At 40.6% G+C, this 17,337-nt stretch carries 14 protein-coding genes; 9 read left to right on the top strand and 5 right to left on the bottom strand.

Translation table 11 applies throughout. The features are described from left to right. Positions 1–91 precede the first annotated feature (91 nt). Positions 92–655 (bottom strand): DUF2911 domain-containing protein, encoded by a 564-nt coding sequence (locus tag ACK4HU_RS11825; protein ID WP_409806979.1) that lies wholly within the window; start codon positions 653–655, stop codon positions 92–94. 235 nt (positions 656–890) lie between these two features. Between ACK4HU_RS11825 and ACK4HU_RS11820 the strand changes: the two genes are divergently transcribed. Then, the gene (locus ACK4HU_RS11820) at positions 891–1,931 is read left to right on the top strand and encodes an endonuclease/exonuclease/phosphatase family protein (protein WP_409806977.1); all 1,041 of its coding nucleotides are present in this window, start codon (positions 891–893) and stop codon (positions 1,929–1,931) included. Here the strand turns inward: ACK4HU_RS11820 and ACK4HU_RS11815 are convergent. Next, complete coding sequence (locus tag ACK4HU_RS11815; RefSeq protein ID WP_409806975.1) at positions 1,921–4,182, bottom strand: efflux RND transporter permease subunit; 2,262 nt, start codon at positions 4,180–4,182, stop codon at positions 1,921–1,923. The genes ACK4HU_RS11820 and ACK4HU_RS11815 overlap by 11 nt on opposite strands. Before the next feature lie 125 nt (positions 4,183–4,307). Here ACK4HU_RS11815 and ACK4HU_RS11810 point away from each other — a divergent pair, with 125 nt between their 5' ends. Both ACK4HU_RS11810 and ACK4HU_RS11805 read left to right on the top strand, forming a co-directional pair. Continuing rightward, on the top strand, positions 4,308–5,102 hold the full coding sequence (locus tag ACK4HU_RS11810) for a thymidylate synthase (RefSeq protein ID WP_409806973.1): 795 nt from the start codon (positions 4,308–4,310) through the stop codon (positions 5,100–5,102). A 72-nt stretch (positions 5,103–5,174) separates the two neighbouring features. Continuing rightward, complete coding sequence (locus ACK4HU_RS11805; protein WP_409806972.1) at positions 5,175–5,558, top strand: nuclear transport factor 2 family protein; 384 nt, start codon at positions 5,175–5,177, stop codon at positions 5,556–5,558. Positions 5,559–5,652: 94 nt separating this feature from the next. Here ACK4HU_RS11805 and ACK4HU_RS11800 read toward each other — a convergent pair whose 3' ends face one another. The 3 genes from ACK4HU_RS11800 to ACK4HU_RS11790 form a co-directional block, all read right to left on the bottom strand. Beyond that, on the bottom strand, positions 5,653–8,463 hold the full coding sequence (locus ACK4HU_RS11800; protein WP_409806970.1) for an alpha/beta hydrolase family protein: 2,811 nt from the start codon (positions 8,461–8,463) through the stop codon (positions 5,653–5,655). 9 nt (positions 8,464–8,472) lie between these two features. Beyond that, complete coding sequence (locus tag ACK4HU_RS11795; protein ID WP_409806968.1) at positions 8,473–10,392, bottom strand: M14 family metallopeptidase; 1,920 nt, start codon at positions 10,390–10,392, stop codon at positions 8,473–8,475. 88 nt (positions 10,393–10,480) lie between these two features. Beyond that, the gene (locus ACK4HU_RS11790) at positions 10,481–11,017 is read right to left on the bottom strand and encodes a hypothetical protein (protein ID WP_409806966.1); all 537 of its coding nucleotides are present in this window, start codon (positions 11,015–11,017) and stop codon (positions 10,481–10,483) included. A 373-nt stretch (positions 11,018–11,390) separates the two neighbouring features. Here ACK4HU_RS11790 and ACK4HU_RS11785 point away from each other — a divergent pair, with 373 nt between their 5' ends. The 6 genes from ACK4HU_RS11785 (at position 11,391) to ACK4HU_RS11760 (ending at position 17,335) form a co-directional block, all read left to right on the top strand. Then, positions 11,391–11,864 (top strand): Lrp/AsnC ligand binding domain-containing protein, encoded by a 474-nt coding sequence (locus ACK4HU_RS11785; protein ID WP_111672109.1) that lies wholly within the window; start codon positions 11,391–11,393, stop codon positions 11,862–11,864. A 239-nt stretch (positions 11,865–12,103) separates the two neighbouring features. Next, positions 12,104–13,549, top strand: coding sequence for a Fe-S cluster assembly protein SufB (sufB, locus tag ACK4HU_RS11780; RefSeq protein WP_409806964.1), 1,446 nt, complete (start codon positions 12,104–12,106; stop codon positions 13,547–13,549). A gap of 79 nt (positions 13,550–13,628) precedes the next feature. After that, positions 13,629–14,393 carry a Fe-S cluster assembly ATPase SufC gene (sufC, locus tag ACK4HU_RS11775; RefSeq protein WP_409806962.1) on the top strand — a complete coding sequence of 255 codons (765 nt, stop codon included), beginning with the start codon at positions 13,629–13,631 and terminating at the stop codon, positions 14,391–14,393. Between the two features lie 17 nt (positions 14,394–14,410). After that, on the top strand, positions 14,411–15,679 hold the full coding sequence (gene sufD, locus ACK4HU_RS11770; protein WP_409806960.1) for a Fe-S cluster assembly protein SufD: 1,269 nt from the start codon (positions 14,411–14,413) through the stop codon (positions 15,677–15,679). A gap of 4 nt (positions 15,680–15,683) precedes the next feature. Further along, a complete protein-coding gene (locus tag ACK4HU_RS11765; protein ID WP_409806958.1) occupies positions 15,684–16,907 on the top strand; it encodes a SufS family cysteine desulfurase in 1,224 nt (407 codons plus the stop codon). Next, complete coding sequence (locus ACK4HU_RS11760; protein WP_409806957.1) at positions 16,904–17,335, top strand: SufE family protein; 432 nt, start codon at positions 16,904–16,906, stop codon at positions 17,333–17,335. The genes ACK4HU_RS11765 and ACK4HU_RS11760 overlap by 4 nt, the downstream gene beginning before the upstream one ends. Positions 17,336–17,337 lie beyond the last annotated feature (2 nt).

Below are 17,337 nucleotides of genomic sequence, written 5' to 3'. Positions count from 1 at the left end.
GGTCAATAATTCAAGCTTAGGATCGAATAAGACCCGCAAAATATAACAAAAAAATCCCCAGTGATCATCTGAGGATTTCAATATTGAGATTTTATTGAATAGCAATAGGGAGTTTTAGCTTTTCCCATCGAATGACTAAACCCGGGGATTCTACACTAATTGAAAGTCTCTCAGAAATGCTTGATTCCCATGTAGGCGTAACTTGAACTCGTAAAACATCCTTTTTCTCATCATATTGAAAATGACCATGCTCAAGCTCCCAATCTGAGTTGAAAATCACAGTCCAAGGACCACTTTCCTTTGGAATAGTAAATAGGGAATACTTACCCGCAGCAAGTGTCTTTCCCTCCACCATTACATCCTGAGCAAGGACTATATAAGTCGCTTCATTAGCCCCTGTTCTCCAGACTACGTTATAGGGTACAAGATCTCCCCAAATTGTCCGACCTTTCACCGATGGCGAACCATAATGTACACTAATAGTTTTACCGGATACTTGTCCTTCTTTAGTTTCGAGTGGACTTGGTCTTTGTTCTTCTTCTGAGGCAATTTCTGCAGGGGTGAGTTCTACTGTGGTTTCAGTAGATTTTGGCTGACAAGACAAGAAAAAAGAACAAGTCAGTGCCATCAACCAGTAAATAGAAAGCTTTTTCATAAAGGCGAGGGTTAAATTAAGGGTAAGTACGTAAAATTACTCCAAATCATGTGATTCCAAATAGTCGGGTTGAAAATGGTTTGTGATCAAATCATTTTCTACTTGTCACTTTGTTGCTTTCTTACCTAATCTTGAGAGAATTTTAGAACCCAAATACAGAAATCACGAGGGAATTTGGTTCAAAATTTGTCACATTTGATCTTGGGTATCTTAACTTGCTCTCAACCCAACCTAAATGAAATTTGTAACCGGACTGGTATTTTTATTATCTCTTCTCCTCTTTTCGAGTGTTTTCGTTTCGCCAGAGGTGTTTCCCTATGCGGGTTTACTACCATTTCTGATTCCTCCAATCTTGATTGTAAATTTCCTCCTTTTGGCAATTTTGCTTTTAGCTTGGAGAAGATTGGTGCTTTTGCCGATTTTGACTCTGGTGCTCGGTTACAAATTTTTGCTCATTTCATTTCAGTACCATCAGAAAAATCCGGAGGCAGAGGGATTAAAGGTGTTTACTTATAATGCCCATGGTTTTTTCTATCGGGACATGAGAACTGACGATAACGACAACGTTTTTACTTGGCTTGCCGATCACCCCGCTGACGTGAAGGTATTTCAGGAGTTTTACCAAGATAATACTTCCGCAGGAAGAAATGCCATAAAAATCATTGGAAAAAGCGGCGAATTTGAGCATTCTTATCACATTATTGATGGGAATGAAAAGAAAAAGTCGTTTGGGATGATTATTTTTTCTCGTTACCCCATCGTAAACGAAGGAGTGGTATTTGATACTAAACGAAGCAATGGGACAATTTTTGCTGACATTCAGGTCGGTGGCGATACCATCAGGATTTACAATACTCACTTGGAATCCATGGCTATACAGGCTGAATCTTTGAATAATTATGAAGAGGCCAGGTTGATCTACCGTCAAACATTGGGCAAACTTCATCGCGGAAGTCTTGCCAGAAGTCAGCAGCTTTCCATCCTATTTGAGCATCTCAATAATAGTCCTCATCCGGTGATATTAATGGGGGACTTGAATGAAGTTCCTTACTCTTTCGCCTATTTCAAATTGAGTCAAAAATTAATTAATGCCTTTGAAAAGGCTGGAAGAGGCTTTGAATTCACCTATAACCGAGTCCTCTTTTTCTTGAGAATAGATCATATTTTCGCAGATCCATCTTTGAAACCTGTTCATTTCAATACCCATCGTGAAGTGGACTATTCGGATCATTACCCCGTGACAGCGACCTACACCTGGGATGGATTTAAGCCTTAACTCTGGTAGCGGCTTTTTTATCCCATACTTTTTTGAGGGGAAAAAGTAAAAGTGGCAAAAGGAACAAATCTGCTAAAAAGGCAAAAACCAAGGTAAAACTGATCAATATCCCCGTGAAATGTGTGACTCCAAATTGGCTGAAACTTAGCAGCGCAAATCCTGCCACCAAGATAAGTGTCGTGAGAAAAATAGCACGGCCAGCCTCCAAGAAAGTCCGTTTGATTGCATAAAGCAGGTTTTTACCGGTATCCAACTCAGTTTTTAATTTGGTCATAAAGTGAATCGAATCGTCCACCGCAATCCCAAAGGCCACAGTAAACAGAATTGAGGTCGTCAGCTTAAATTCAATACCCAACAAAAACATCAGTCCTAACATCCAAACCAAGGGGATGATATTGGGGATCAATAATATAAATGCAAGCCTCCAGGAGCGAAATAAAAATCCAGCGACCAATCCAACCACTGCGAAAGCAACAAGCAAACCCTGAAGCATTTGGCGGGTCACAGATTCATGTCCTCGTTCGATCAAATAGGCTGTTCCAGTCCATCGGACTTTCAGCAAGTCAGGATTGATTTCCTTCTGAACAAAGTCCAAAATATCCGTCCGGCGTTTCCCCATTTCCAAGCTGCCCAAATCGGCCACTCGTGAGCTTATTCTACCAAATCCTTGATCAGGACTAATTACTTGAGGACCTTCCAGTTTGAGGATTTGATCAAAATAGCGTTGCATTCTGAGGTATTGTCCCTGCGATGGAAAAGTAAATGCTGCCGGACTTCCTTGGTTTTGAGCCTGATTCAAAGTCTTGACCAAACTGAGTGGTGAGATAAATTGCCTTTCACCAAAGGTTTCTGAAAGCTTGATTTCCAACTTTTCGATTTCCTTCAAAACTTTAAAGTCAAGAAGTGAAGCAGCACTATCACCCGCTCCCAAGAAAATTTCCAAAGGATTGGAACCGCCAAATTGCTGATCAAAATAGGCGAAATCCTCCTGTATCGGATGATCAAGTGGCAAATTGTCTAAGAGATATCCATTCACTTTGAGTTGGAATCCCAAGAAAATACAAAGGGAAGTAATTCCGAAAAATGTGATAAATACTACTTTTCTTTTCAGTAAAATCCAAGAAAACAATCCCTGAAGCATAGGTATTGAAACCTGTGCTTTTTCCCGATTTTTAGATAAAGTAAAAAGATATAGTAAACCGGGAGTCAACAAAATGACAGCAAAAAAGATGACCACTATTCCAACACCTGTCCATAGTCCAAAAGCCTTTAAAGCTGGAATGGAAGTGAAATAAAGTGACAGGAATCCAACTGCAGTCGTAAATATCGTTAAGCCTACAGCAAAGGTTAGCTCTGCGAAAGTGGAAAGTATAGCCGCTTCTTTGGAATACCCGCTTCTCAACTTTTTGAGCAAATGGGTGAAATAATGAATCAAGGCACTCAATCCTACAATCAGAAAAATGGTCGGCTGCATGACCGACATGATGTCGAGTTGCTTTCCAGAATATAAAATCGCTGAGAAAGCCCATAAAATCCCCAAACTCAAAACCAAAACAGGAACAATAACACCCCACCAACTTCGAAAGATCAGCACCAAAGTCACCAGAATTAATACTAAAGATGCGCTGAGAAAAAGTGTGAACTCAGATTGCATAAGACTCACAAAATCACCCTGCGTCTGAATTTTTCCTGCAATTGCTTTTGGATTGATTTCATTTTCCACGAAAACTTCTTGAATCTTCTGATAAAGTGTGTCTCCCTGTTCTTTACTGAGACCGGGATGATTTTTTATCAGAAAAAGCAAACTTTGCCCATCAGCTGAAATAAGGGAGCCCTTGAATTGATCTAGGTTGGACTTAGTTTGACTCAGCCGTTCCGCATCACTCCAATCCAGGACTTTTGAATAGCTGATTCCAAAAAGACCAATAACAGGAATCTCCAGATCGAGAATGGATAGTAATGTATCAATCCCAGGAATATTTGAAATTTCACTTTTTGCAGCGTTAGTTTTTTCAAGAAAAAGTATCTCTGTTAAAGCCCTGCCATCATTTTGAAGTGCGATCAGGAGGTAGTCATTATCGCTTTCGAAGTCTCGTTCAAACTGTTGATAAAAAGCCAAGTCCGGATCATCTTGCGGAAAAAACTGCTCAAAATCGTAGTCGAAAGCGGGAGTTGGAGGAAAAATTAGAATTAGAATACTTAAAAAAATACCGAATCCTAAGAGTGCAATTGCGATTGGTTTGCTGAACATTGGCTTAGGAAAATTGATTTTGAAATGAGCTTTGAAGTTACTTTTTAAAAAAGCAAAGCGATGGAAATGTTTATAAAATTATTCGAATCGCTAACTTGCCGACAAAGAAAATTTCAGAAATAACCATGCAGCAATACCACGATTTGATGAAACGAATCCTTGAGGAAGGAGTCAAAAAAACCGACCGAACCGGTACAGGAACACTTAGTGTTTTTGGACATCAGATGCGGTTCAATTTGGCAGAAGGATTTCCAGTGGTTACAACCAAAAAACTTCATTTACGCTCTATCATCGTAGAATTGCTTTGGTTCCTCAGAGGTGACTCCAACATCACTTGGCTCAAAGAAAACGGCGTGTCCATCTGGGACGAGTGGGCTGACGAAAACGGCGACTTGGGCCCGGTCTACGGCTATCAATGGAGACATTGGCCGGATGGCAAAGGGGGTGAAATCGATCAGATCAAAAATCTGATCCATCAGATCAAATCCAAACCGGATAGCCGCCGACATATCGTTAGTGCATGGAACGTAGCTGATGTGGATCACATGGCTTTGCCACCTTGTCATACGATTTTTCAGTTTTATGTAGCCGATGGCAAGCTTTCCTGCCAGCTCTATCAGCGAAGTGCGGATGTGTTCTTAGGGGTTCCATTCAATATTGCTTCCTATGCCTTATTCACGATGATGATTGCACAGGTTTGTGATCTTGAGCCGGGAGATTTTGTACACACATTCGGGGATGCACACTTATATTCCAATCATTTGGAGCAGACGGAATTACAACTCAGCAGAGAATTAAGACCGCTTCCTAGGATGAAAATAAATCCTGACGTAAAAGACATTTTCGAGTTCAAGTATGAGGACTTTGAATTGGTAGGCTATGATCCCCACCCGCACATCAAAGCTGCTGTGGCGATTTAAGGGATCGGGGATTTGAAATTCGAGATTTGAAGTTTTGGCTGAAAGTAATTTTGGCCTTTTTTACTAGAGCCTATGAACTCAATCGAACGTGAAAAACTAATTCATCACTATCTGGAAGCTTACAATGGGATGGATGTGAATGCTATGCTTGAGGTGCTGGATAAGGATATCCTTTTTGAGAATTATTCATCAGGGGAAAAAACCCACGAATTGTGCGGAATGGATGCTTTCCAAAAGCAGGCTGAGGAAGCCTTGGGTTATTTTTCAGAACGAAAGCAATCTATTGAAGTTATTACTCACAGGGAAGATGAAAGTGAAATTCATATTTCCTATCGGGCGATTGCGGCAATGGATCTTCCAAATGGAATGAAAAAGGGACAGGAAATCCGGCTACATGGAAAGTCTATTTTTCGATTTTCGGAGGAAAAAATTTCCGAGATTAGGGATTATTCCTGAGGTAGAAATAAACTTTTCCAAAGTTTGAAACTTTGGAAAAGTTAAGTCAGAAAGTAAATGGCCCCGAATTTTTACAGATTCGGAGCTTTCACATTTAGTCTCCTAGTTCGTATTTCAAGGTTTTTCCTTTTTCCACTGCAGGAAGACCTTCCGTCATCCAAAGTGGGGCCGGAGCACCTTTGAGGTAGTGGTCAAAGAATTGACTCAGGCGAACGGACAAATCTTTGGCATTTTTCCGCTGAACGAGGTTATGATCTTCTCCATTGTATTGAAGCAGCCAAGCTGGTTTGTCAAGGCGCTTCAAGGCCATAAACATTTCAATTCCCTGATACCAAGGAACTGATCCATCGGCATCGTTGTGCATGATCAAGACTGGAGTTTGCACCCGATCCATGGTGAATAACGGAGAGTTTTCAAGATAGTAAAGTGGCTTTTCCCATAGTGTTCCACCAATTCTGGATTGGGTTTGCTCGTATTGGAACATCCTGCTCATTCCTGTTCCCCAACGGATTCCACCGTAAGCGGAAGTCATGTTTACCACAGGTGCACCAGCACCTGCAGCTTTGAACATATTGGTGCGAGTGATCAAGTAAGCAACTTGATATCCTCCCCAACTCTGACCTTGGATCGCCATATTGGCTACGTCCACTCCACCTTTTGCAATGACAGCCTGCACACCGGGAATGATGCAATTGTATGCACTTGGTCCCGGTAGACCTAGATCATACTTGATATCCGGCACGAAGACCATATAATCATTGCTCACGAAAAACGGAATATTCACTGTAGATCTGCTTGGAGCGGGAGCTCTATAAGCGTGAAAAGTATCACTGTTTCGCTCGTAGAAATAAGTCATCAGTGGATACTTTTTGTTTGGATCAAATCCTTCTGGCTTGAAAAGCAACCCCTGCAATGGAGTCCCATCATTTGTTAAATAGGAAATCAATTCCACCGATCCCCATTTCATATTGGCCTGCTGAGGATTGAGATTGGAAGCTTTTGTCAAGGTTTTGAAGGTCAAATCCCCCAAATAGACATCTGCATTTTCCTTATAAGTACTTCTTCTCACTAGGATTTGATTTGAATCTTTGGCTTTGGTCAGTCCTGCATATCTATGGGCAGACATCAAAAGTTGCTTAGGAGCTGATTTTCCATCATAGGTCGTCGAGTAAAAACCAGCGTCCTTAGTCATTTCATTGAAGGAAGAAAGAAGTAGCGCTTCCTTTGGATCAATGGAGGTTTCGTCAAATCTCAACCGCTCTCTTCGAAAGACCAGCTGTTTTTTGCGCCCCTCTCCCACCGTTAAATTAACAGCCGCAGAAGGATTTTTTGGATCAATTTTCCAGATGTCAAATCGATCATTTATCAAAATAGCTGCATCATCAGCAAGCCATCCTTCGGAACCATAGTTACCCGGTAAGGACGGAGAATCGTGCAATTCCTCGTAAAAGGCAACCGAAAGAGCCTTGGTTAGATTAATTTTTGACTGGGATGCGATATCATATGCCACCCAAGAACTATCCCTCCCATCGTACCAATAAGCATATTTAGCACCGGAAGATAGCCTTGCAGAACCTGAAGCATTTTTTTCGATCAAGGTTGAGTTTCCGGTTTTCAGATCAATCAAATACAAATCCCTTCCTGTCTGAATATCCCAACTGTAAGCTCTTCTATAAGGACTATCAGTCCACCCTAAGGCGATGTCTTTGGTTATTTTATTCTCCAGCATCACATTTTCCACTTCGGGGGTTCCAATTTGAGTAAGACTCAAAGTCTTCAGATCAAGGACCACCAAGAAAGTGCGATTCTCTTCTCTGGACTTATTTTGAAGTTGCATTGGTTGAATCTCAGCATCCTGCCAACCCCAGATATCCAGACTTACTCTTTCCTCATCCAAGATCGTGGTGTCATTGGCATAAGCATAGTCAACATAGTCTTTAGCAACCCCAAAAAAGAGTCTGCTCTCATCCTCTGAAAACCGGACAGTTCCATCTGGGCTGATGCGGCTATTTTCGAGCTTTACTGCAGATTTCTCCACTTGGATAGCCAAGTCAGACTTTTTCACATCAAATATATACAAGGTGTGCTGAGGCTTTTTTGCTTTCAGAGAATCGTCTGTGGCTATGAAAGCTAGGTAAGAAGATTGTGGAGAAAAGGATAAATTGGAATAGGTAGTCATTTTCTCATGAACCAGTTTGCTTTCGCCAGTTGACAGATTCAAAATATGAACTGCGGCATTGTCCAATGTATCCTCCACTGCCAAAGTGTACTGCAAGAAGTCACCATTTTGAGCGAAACTGTAGTTTTTTACTCGCTCAAATTCCCAGGATTTAGCCCCGTCTAAAGATCGGACAAGGAGTTTTGTGCCATCGGTTTTTTTGGCTTTTTCTTCCTTTTTAGTAGAATCTGCAGGATCTGCTTTTTTTGGAATTTCTTTCTCGAAGTGAATTGCAATCCAGCTTCCTTTTTCGGTAGGAGTCGCAAAAGACTTCACTCGAGGAAGTTTTTCCAATTTACCAGTCGAAAGCTGCATAATGAAAAGGGTATCCTTCGGCATATCATCAGCTTTTTTCTTTTTCAACTTCAACACCTTGACGGAGTCCTTTAGCGCAACAATTTTACCCACTGCGAAAGCATCATCTGCCGTGAATAAAAAGCCAGTGCCTCGAGGAATTATTGTTTTAGCATTAGGTGTCTTGAAAGGAAAAATCTCCAATCGAGCATCTCCATCCTGAGGACTGATTTGATAGCCTACGAATTGACCATTTTTTGTGATTTTCTCCGAAGAAAGGTTTTCCCATCCGTCATAATCAGCATGTGTCAGAGACCTTTTTTGCTGCGCAAAAACACTTTGAGATGCAGTTATTAGTATTAAAAACAGCCATATGCTGTGCAACTTATTCATAGTATTCAATTATTGGTTTAAAGTAAATTCTCGCTCAAGAAATCCTCCACGAGTGGATGAAAGTTTGATTTTGCCTTTCACAGCATCATTTCCTTCTACCTTGACCTTGAAGGTCGCCGTCTTCTTTTCTCCAACTCCTGTATATCCGGAATAGATCGTCTTGTCATACAATGTTGGTGAAGTGATTTTCACTTTTGCATCCTCATATCCTTTAATCAGTTCCTTATCAAATTCCAGGGAAACACGATCCTCTTGAACGATTTTGACCAGTTTAGCTTGTTCTAGCGCAACCGGAAGTTTTCCTGTATTAGTCCAATCCAGTGTGATTTCAAATTCACCTCCGGAAAGTTTTCTCACTTTCATATCATTGATGGTCAACTGAGGAAGTCTTTTGGCCATGGCAAGGTTGAATAGCGCCTGCTTTTTGGCCCAGTCTTCCAACTGCCAAGGCGGACCGTTTTGACCAAAGAATTTGGGATGAAAACCGCCGATTTCCACTTCTCCAAGTTGGGGATGCATAAATGGAGTCCAAAGTTTGAAACCTTTACTTCCATTAGCTTCGTCGTCCCACATCAAGCCATCGTAGTCGTCGTAGATTCCGTCGCCATCATAATCTTTCATGGCGCCATTATTCCAAAGCTCATCCCCGTACCAGATACTTCCATAATAGAAATAACCGAAATCTGGTCCATGGCCAAAAAGAGGTTCAGGCTTCAATGGATCTCCCGTCATGGAATTGACCTTGTAGCGGGTAGAGTAAGTTTCATATACATCACCAGCCCAAGGGTAGGCAGTGAATGAAAGCCCAAGCTTATCCATCTCCTTATATATTGCCAAATCCTGAGGGTACATTCGCTCCTCTGATTTGGAGGTGGATGGTGGTCTGAGATGCATAGGCACTCGTGTATCCATACTATTCACTACCGAAATATTCGGATGGCTGAGCATCCAAAGTGCAGTGGATCGAGTTTCGATTTCGCTGAGGGGATATTCTCCCGCTCCACCTTGTGTATAGCCTCTTCCGGTCAAATCGCCACCTGAGTTTGGTCTCCAGTTCTCCGGATAGTTTCTATGCAAATCCAAACCTCCTATTCCATCTTCATTGAAGCTCCCGTCTCCGTCATTGTCGATTCCTTCGGTATACACCAGGTAATCTCCTTTCCCGGGAAAAGTACGCTTCATTAATCTACCTTTTGAATCTTTTGGATCGATGATGAAATTGGCCTTTTCCTTCTCTTCTGGAGTGATGGCCTTTTTTCTCATTTGGTAAATGATTCCATCTCCGTCCAAATCCTCTTCAGGATCTTCATCCAAAAGTCCGTCTCGGTCATTGTCGTAGGGACGAACTGTGCTTCTATTTCTCTGTTCGGTAAAGAGGTAAAGATTAGATCCATCCGGATTGTTCTGTGGACGAAGGTATATGGCTTTGGTGTCAATCAAAGCTGTGATTTCGGCATCTTTTCCATAGTTTTCGATCAAATGCTGAGTCAACCATAAAACGGACTCGCTTGCCGTGATTTCACCGGAATGTCTTCCTCCTTCGAAATAGGCTGCAGGTTTATCAGTGTCTTTACCCGTTTTTTTATTAGTCAAAGTCATCTGATAGATCGGCCTGCCTTCAAAAGATTCGTCGATCACATACAAATCAACGATGTCCGGAAATTGAGCAGCCCACTTCTCATACCAAGCGTACATGACATCCACGGTATGATATTTATCGAAGGTGAGTTTATCTCCAGGTGTGTATTCTACTTCGGGGAAAACAAATTTCTTGAAAAAGGATGGGCCATGGCGCTCACCGGAAACTGTATAAAATTTTAATTTTTCGTTTTTCTCGGGAAAGAGTTTTTCGGACTCAAAACTTCTAACCTGTGCAGACGCGATACTTGTGACGAAGCAGGCAATCGAAAATAGAGTGGCTTTTAACATAAATGCTTAAGATTGGATCCTTAAAAATAAGAAAGCCAAGCAAAGGGCTGCCAACCGCTCAAAAAAAAGACCGGATTAACCGGTCAGACTATTTATTGATTGTCAATTCGAATCGCTCTGGACTGTAAATTGAGTATCCGGGTACTGGTTTACAGTTAGGGAGTTTTCTAATCATGTGATCCAATCGCTCTTTAGTTCCCTTATCAACGTTTCCAACTACTTCAAAGCCTGAGACTCTGCCTTTGGCATTGACATCCAAGAGAATTTTCACCTCGCTGAGATCTTGACTTTTCTTTGTTCTGAATAGAAATGGAGAATAGCTATCGATCATTTCAAGCGTATGTTCAGGCCAAGCCCAATGAGAGTTCAGATCACGAGCAATATTTTCTTCAACTTGAGAAAGTGGTGATAGCTCCAATTCTTCAGGTTTTGAAAAATCATCTTGCCTCGATACGGCTATTAATTTTTGCAGTGAAAGCTTATGAAACTGGACTACGTTGAAGGAATTTTCAATTGCTTCAGAATTTTGTTGTGCAACTGCACTTCCATTTCCCAGTGGAAAAGTCCAGACTAGGCAGGAAATCGCCAGCACGCTTAACTTCTTGAAAACAGTAGTTTTAAACATAGCTTCAAAAGTAAAAGGAATAATGCATTTAAAAAAATCTAAAATGCATTTTTTTGTATTTTAAATCAAAAACCTTGAAAACAAAAAAGTCTTGCCAATGACAAGACCCTTTTCAGAATATAAACCCAAATATAACTTTAGAGATTAAAAGTTTTCCTTTTGATTAATAAAAATTCGGTTTTTTAATCAATTATAAACTATAATGACTACGTAATTTTAGCAAACCAAATTTTCAATTGTTTTTCAATAGATAGCCCAAAGTAAATAGATTCTGACAATAATTACAAATTGAAAAAAAAAATTTGCAATATTTTGAACAATCTCTAATTTACAGGCTCATTTATTAAAAATCATCTAAATCCTACTCAAAAAAATGGATAAAATTTTAGATATCGACAACATAGACCTGAAAATTATCTCTTTGCTGAATGAAGATGCTAAGACACCTTACACCGAAATAGCAAAGAAGGTATTTGTCTCTTCAGGAACTGTCCATGTAAGAATGAAGAAACTGGAGGATATGGGGATTGTCAAAAGTGCAACTCTTAATATCGACTTCTCCAAATTAGGCTATGATATTTCTGCGTTCCTAGGGATTTATTTGGAGAAAAGCTCACTTTATGACAACGTAATTGAGAAGTTAAAAGAGATTCCAGAAGTAGTGAGTGGATACTATACTACAGGCAATTATTCGATTTTCGCTAAAATCATCTGCCGAGACACCAATCACCTGCGACTAGTGCTGGACAGCATCCAAAAAGTTGAAGGAATCGACAGAACCGAAACATTGATTGTTTTGGAGGAAAGTATAAATCGTCCAATCCAGTTTTTCGACAAGGAGAAATAAGCTATCTAGATTAAATCTAAATAAAATAACTGAGGCGTTCAACGTCTTTAAAATCTAAATCCGGCTCAAACCGGATTTATTTTTTAACATTAGAAGACATTAAAAAAAGGCTTAATAAAGCTCAAAATTAACTGTTTTGCAGATCTCTCATAGATTTTTCACATGAGGACGAACATTGTATTTTGATATAATGTTGTACCTTCGTAGTTAAAATGTAATTAGTCTAAATAACTCAGCTCATGAGCAAAGACAACACGATTTTAGAAGAATTAACCTCCAAAGAATATGAACATGGCTGGTCGGTCAATTATGAAGCCGATGAAGCTCCAATAGGTCTTAATGAAGGAATTATTCAATGGATTTCTGCAAAAAAAGAAGAACCGAAATGGCTTTTAGAATGGAGGTTAAAGGCCTTTAGAACTTGGCTAACAATGGCTGAACCGGAATGGGCTAATGTCCATTATCCGAAAATTGATTTACAGGCTTTGAGATATTACTCTGCACCAAAGCAAAAAAAGAACGCAAAAAATCTAGATGAAGTCGATCCGGAGTTGATTGCAATTTATGAGCGCTTAGGTATTTCATTAAACGAGCAAAAAAGACTGGAAGGAATTGCCGTTGATGCAGTTCTCGATTCTGTTTCCGTTGCTACGACTTTCAGAGGGACATTATCGAAACTTGGAATCGTATTTTGTTCTTTCAGCGAAGCGGTAAAAGAACATCCTGAATTGGTAAAAAAATACCTCGGGTCAGTCGTACCGATGACAGATAACTATTATGCTGCTCTGAATTCGGCAGTATTTTCTGACGGTTCGTTCTGCTTCATTCCTAAAGGCGTTCGTTGCCCAATGGAGCTATCAACCTACTTCCGAATTAATGCAGCAAACACAGGTCAGTTTGAAAGAACTTTGATTGTTGCGGAAGATGAGTCTTACGTTTCTTACTTAGAGGGTTGCACAGCACCACAACGGGATGAAAATCAATTGCACGCTGCTGTAGTGGAAATCTACGCGGGAGCTCATGCCACAGTGAAGTATTCTACCGTTCAGAACTGGTTTCCAGGTGACAAAAATGGAAAAGGTGGGATTTATAATTTCGTAACCAAAAGAGGAATTTGTGCCGGAGATTATGCGAAAATTTCATGGACGCAGGTAGAAACCGGTTCGGCCGTAACTTGGAAATATCCTTCCTGTATCCTCAAAGGAGATCACTCTATCGGTGAATTCTACTCCGTGGCTGTGACCAACAATTATCAGCAGGCAGATACGGGAACCAAGATGATTCACATTGGAAAAAACACCAAGTCGAGAATAGTATCCAAGGGAATTTCAGCAGGCAAATCCCAAAACTCCTACAGAGGACAAGTGCAGGTGATGAAGCGGGCTGATAATGCCCGAAACTTCTCACAGTGTGACTCCTTATTAATGGGAGACCGATGTGGTGCGCACACGTTCCCATATATTGACATCAATAATGCAAGTGCCAAAGTGGAGCACGAAGCCACTACCTCTAAGATCGGTGAAGATCAGATTTTCTATTGTAATCAAAGAGGAATTGCCACCGAAGATGCAGTCGCATTGATCGTAAATGGTTACGCAAAAGAAGTCCTCAATCAGCTGCCAATGGAATTTGCTGTGGAAGCGCAGAAGTTGTTGGCGCTGACGTTGGAAGGATCTGTTGGTTAAAAGTGAGTTTCGTGGCAATAAATTCAAAACTGAATAGCACGCTGCCCGATCTCAAATTTCAAATGTCAAATATCGAATTATGTTATCAATAAAAAATCTACACGCATCGATCGAAGGAACAGAAATCCTGAGAGGAATTAATCTGGAGGTGAAAGCTGGTGAAGTTCACGCCATCATGGGACCTAACGGTTCAGGAAAGTCAACTTTGGCCTCTGTACTAGCTGGACGTGAAGAATATGAAGTAACCGAAGGTGAAGTGATTTTCAATGGTAAAAACCTTCTGGATCTCGCCCCTGAAGTAAGAGCTCGAGAAGGTGTTTTCTTGGCATTCCAATATCCTGTGGAGATTCCCGGAGTTTCATCCACAAATTTTTTGAGAACAGCAGTAAATCAAGTTCGTGAATATCGAGGATTAGAGGCATTAGACGCAGTGAAGTTTTTGACTCTAATGAAGGAGAAAATGAAGCTCGTGGAAATCGATCAAAAACTCCTCAGCAGATCGCTGAATGAAGGCTTTTCCGGAGGAGAAAAGAAGCGTAATGAAATCTTTCAGATGGCAATGTTAGATCCAACTTTGTCAATTTTGGATGAGACTGATTCCGGCTTGGATATCGATGCCTTGAGAATTGTTTCTAATGGAGTGAATCAATTGAAGTCGGACAAAAATGCCATGATTGTCGTGACCCACTATCAGCGTTTGTTGGATTACATCGTACCGGATTATGTTCATGTCCTTTTCAATGGACGCATCGTAAAATCAGGGACTAAAGATCTGGCACTCGAGCTTGAAGAAAAAGGCTACGATTGGATCAAAGAAGAAGTAGATTCTGCAGCCACAGTCTGAATTCAAAACCAACTCTCATGAGTACCTTGACAAAACAAGATACATTTATCAGCCTTTTAGAAACTGCTCCCAAAAACTTTGACTCCGCCAGAACTTTGGCCAGGGAAAGTTATTTGACTCAGGGAATCCCCGCTATAAAAGCTGAAGAATATAAATTTACCAACATTGGTAAAAAGCTGGAGCAAAACATCTCCAATTTCACTCCCGCTCTTCCTATTGAGGTTTCAACTGAATTAGTACAATCCTCAATTTTCGAAGGTTTTGAAGGAGATGTATTGGTATTTTCCAATGGAAAATTCCTTTCTGAACTTTCCTCTAAAATTGAAGGAGTTGAAGTTTCGCTGATCTCGGAAAAATCTGATTTGGCTTTGGGTAGCATCGCAAAACCTGAAAAAGATCCATTTGCAGCAATAAATCAGGCTTCTTTTGAAGATGGAATTTTCATTTCAGTTCCCAGAAAGACCCAAATTGAAAAAGCGATTCTTTTACTTTCTTTCAATCAGTCCAATGTAGGCCAAGTGATTCAACCGAGAATCTGGATTGAAGTTGGTGATTTTGCAGAGGTTACTTTTATCGATCAAACAATCAGCATAGGAAGCACTCCCAGTTTTGTAAATAAGGTTGTTGAATTAAAAGGTGGAGTAAATACCCAGCTCAATTACTACAGACTTCAAAACGAAGGAAAAAACACCATCGAAGTGAGCAATATCGAAACGGACATCCAAAAAGATGCAAAATTTACTTCGGTAAACATTTCTCTTTCCGGTGACCTCGTGAGAAATAACCTTAGCCTTAACCTCCTCGGAAGTAATTCCGAAGGAAATATGTATGGCATATTTCTACTAAATGGAAAGACTCATGTGGACAACCATACTAATGTGGACCACACAATTCCTCATTCAGAATCCAATGAACTATATAAAGGAATCTTAGCTGATCAAAGTCGAGGTGTTTTCAACGGAAAAATCTTCGTCCGGCAAGATGCCCAAAAGACCAATGCCTTTCAGCAAAATAATAATATTCTCCTTTCTGATGATGCGATCATCAATACCAAACCTCAGTTGGAGATTTGGGCAGATGATGTGAAGTGTTCCCACGGCTGTACTGTAGGTCAGCTTGACGAAGAAGCACTGTTCTACTTGCAAGCTCGAGGAATCGACAAAATGCAGGCGAAGGGCTTATTGCTCTATGCTTTCGCAGGTGAGGTTTTAGAAAAAATTGAAGTGGAGAGCTTCCGTACTTATTGTGACTCGCTGATTCAGGAGCGATTGGGAAGCAAATTCTAAATCTATGAGTTTAAACATCGAACAGATCAGAGAATTATTTCCGGTACTCCACCAAGAAGTGCATGGAAGACCTTTGATCTATTTAGATAATGCTGCAACAACTCAAAAGCCACAAGCCGTCTTGGATGCCCTGTCCAATTATTATGGAAATGACAATTCCAACATTCACCGCGGTGCCCATGCTTTAGCAGACCGGGCGACGCGTTACTATGAAAATACGCGAGAGTCTGTTCGAGAATTCATCCATGCGCGAGAAGCTGGTGAAGTTATTTTCACCAAAGGAACCACCGAAAGCATCAACCTTGTTGCTCAAACTTTTGGAAGGAAATTCATCGGAAAAGATGACGAAATCATCATTTCCACGATGGAGCATCATTCCAATATTGTGCCTTGGCAAATGCTCTGTGAAGAAAAAGGCTCAATTTTAAAAATCATTCCGATCAACGAAGCCGGTGAAATCCTTTTCGAGGAATTTGAAAAGCTGCTTTCTCCGAAGACCAAACTCGTCAGCATTGTACATGCATCAAATGCACTAGGAACAATCAATCCAGTCAAAAAAATTATTGACGTCGCTCATGCTGTTGGAGCGAAAGTTTTGCTAGATGGCGCACAATCCACTACACATCTTGAAATCGACGTACAGGAATTGGATTGTGACTTTTTAGCTTTTTCTGCTCACAAGCTCTATGGACCGACTGGCTTAGGAGTCTTGTATGGAAAACGAGCCATCCTAGAAGCCATGCCTCCATTTCTAGGAGGCGGAGAAATGATCAAGGAAGTGACTTTCGAAAAGACCACATACAATGACATTCCATTCAAATTTGAAGCAGGCACTCCAAATATCGCCGATGTAATTGCCTTCAAATCTGCCTTGGATTTTATCAAACAATATGGAAAACCTGCCATCAGAGCGCACGAAGACGCACTTTTAGTCCATGCAAATGAGGTGATGAAGGATATCAAAGGATTCATCCCGGTTGGAACCGCAGCTGATAAAGTCTCAGTTTTGTCATTCAATATCAACCAAATGCATCCTTTTGATGTGGGGCAAATGCTAGATGCCAAAGGAATTGCAGTGCGAACGGGGCATCATTGCACTCAACCTTTGATGAAAAGATTTGGAATTGAAGGAACTGTCAGGGCCTCTTTTGCAGTTTACAATACCAAATCGGAAATAGATAAACTAGCGGAAGGTGTAGCCCAAATCTCAAGATTTAAAAATAAATGAGTAGCATCAAAGACATACAAGAAGAGATAGTTTCAGAATTTGAAATCCTTGGCGATGACAAAGAGTCTACCATTTTTTATATCATGGAGCTTGGGGGCAATCTTGAAAAATTTCCAGAGCCCGAGCGAATAGAAGAAAATATCATCAAAGGCTGTCAATCCAAAGTTTGGTTAGTAGCTGACGAGGTAGAAGGCAAAGTTCACTATCAAGCCGACTCCAATACAGATATTACCAAGGGTTTGATTTCATTATTAATCAGAGTTCTGAATGATCGCCGACCTGAAGAGATTTTGAATGCTGATTTGAATTTTATTGATCGAATCGGGATGGGTAGCATCATTGGAAGCCAACGATCAAATGGACTTTCAGCCATGATTAAGCAAATGAAATTGTATGCATTTGCTTTCCAAACTAAGCAAAACGCCTAAAA

This window comes from Algoriphagus sp., from assembly GCF_046296635.1.
Classification (GTDB): Bacteria; Bacteroidota; Bacteroidia; order Cytophagales; family Cyclobacteriaceae; genus Algoriphagus.
Note: the sequence above shows the minus strand (reverse complement) of the source record. Positions and strands in the feature narration are given on the sequence as shown.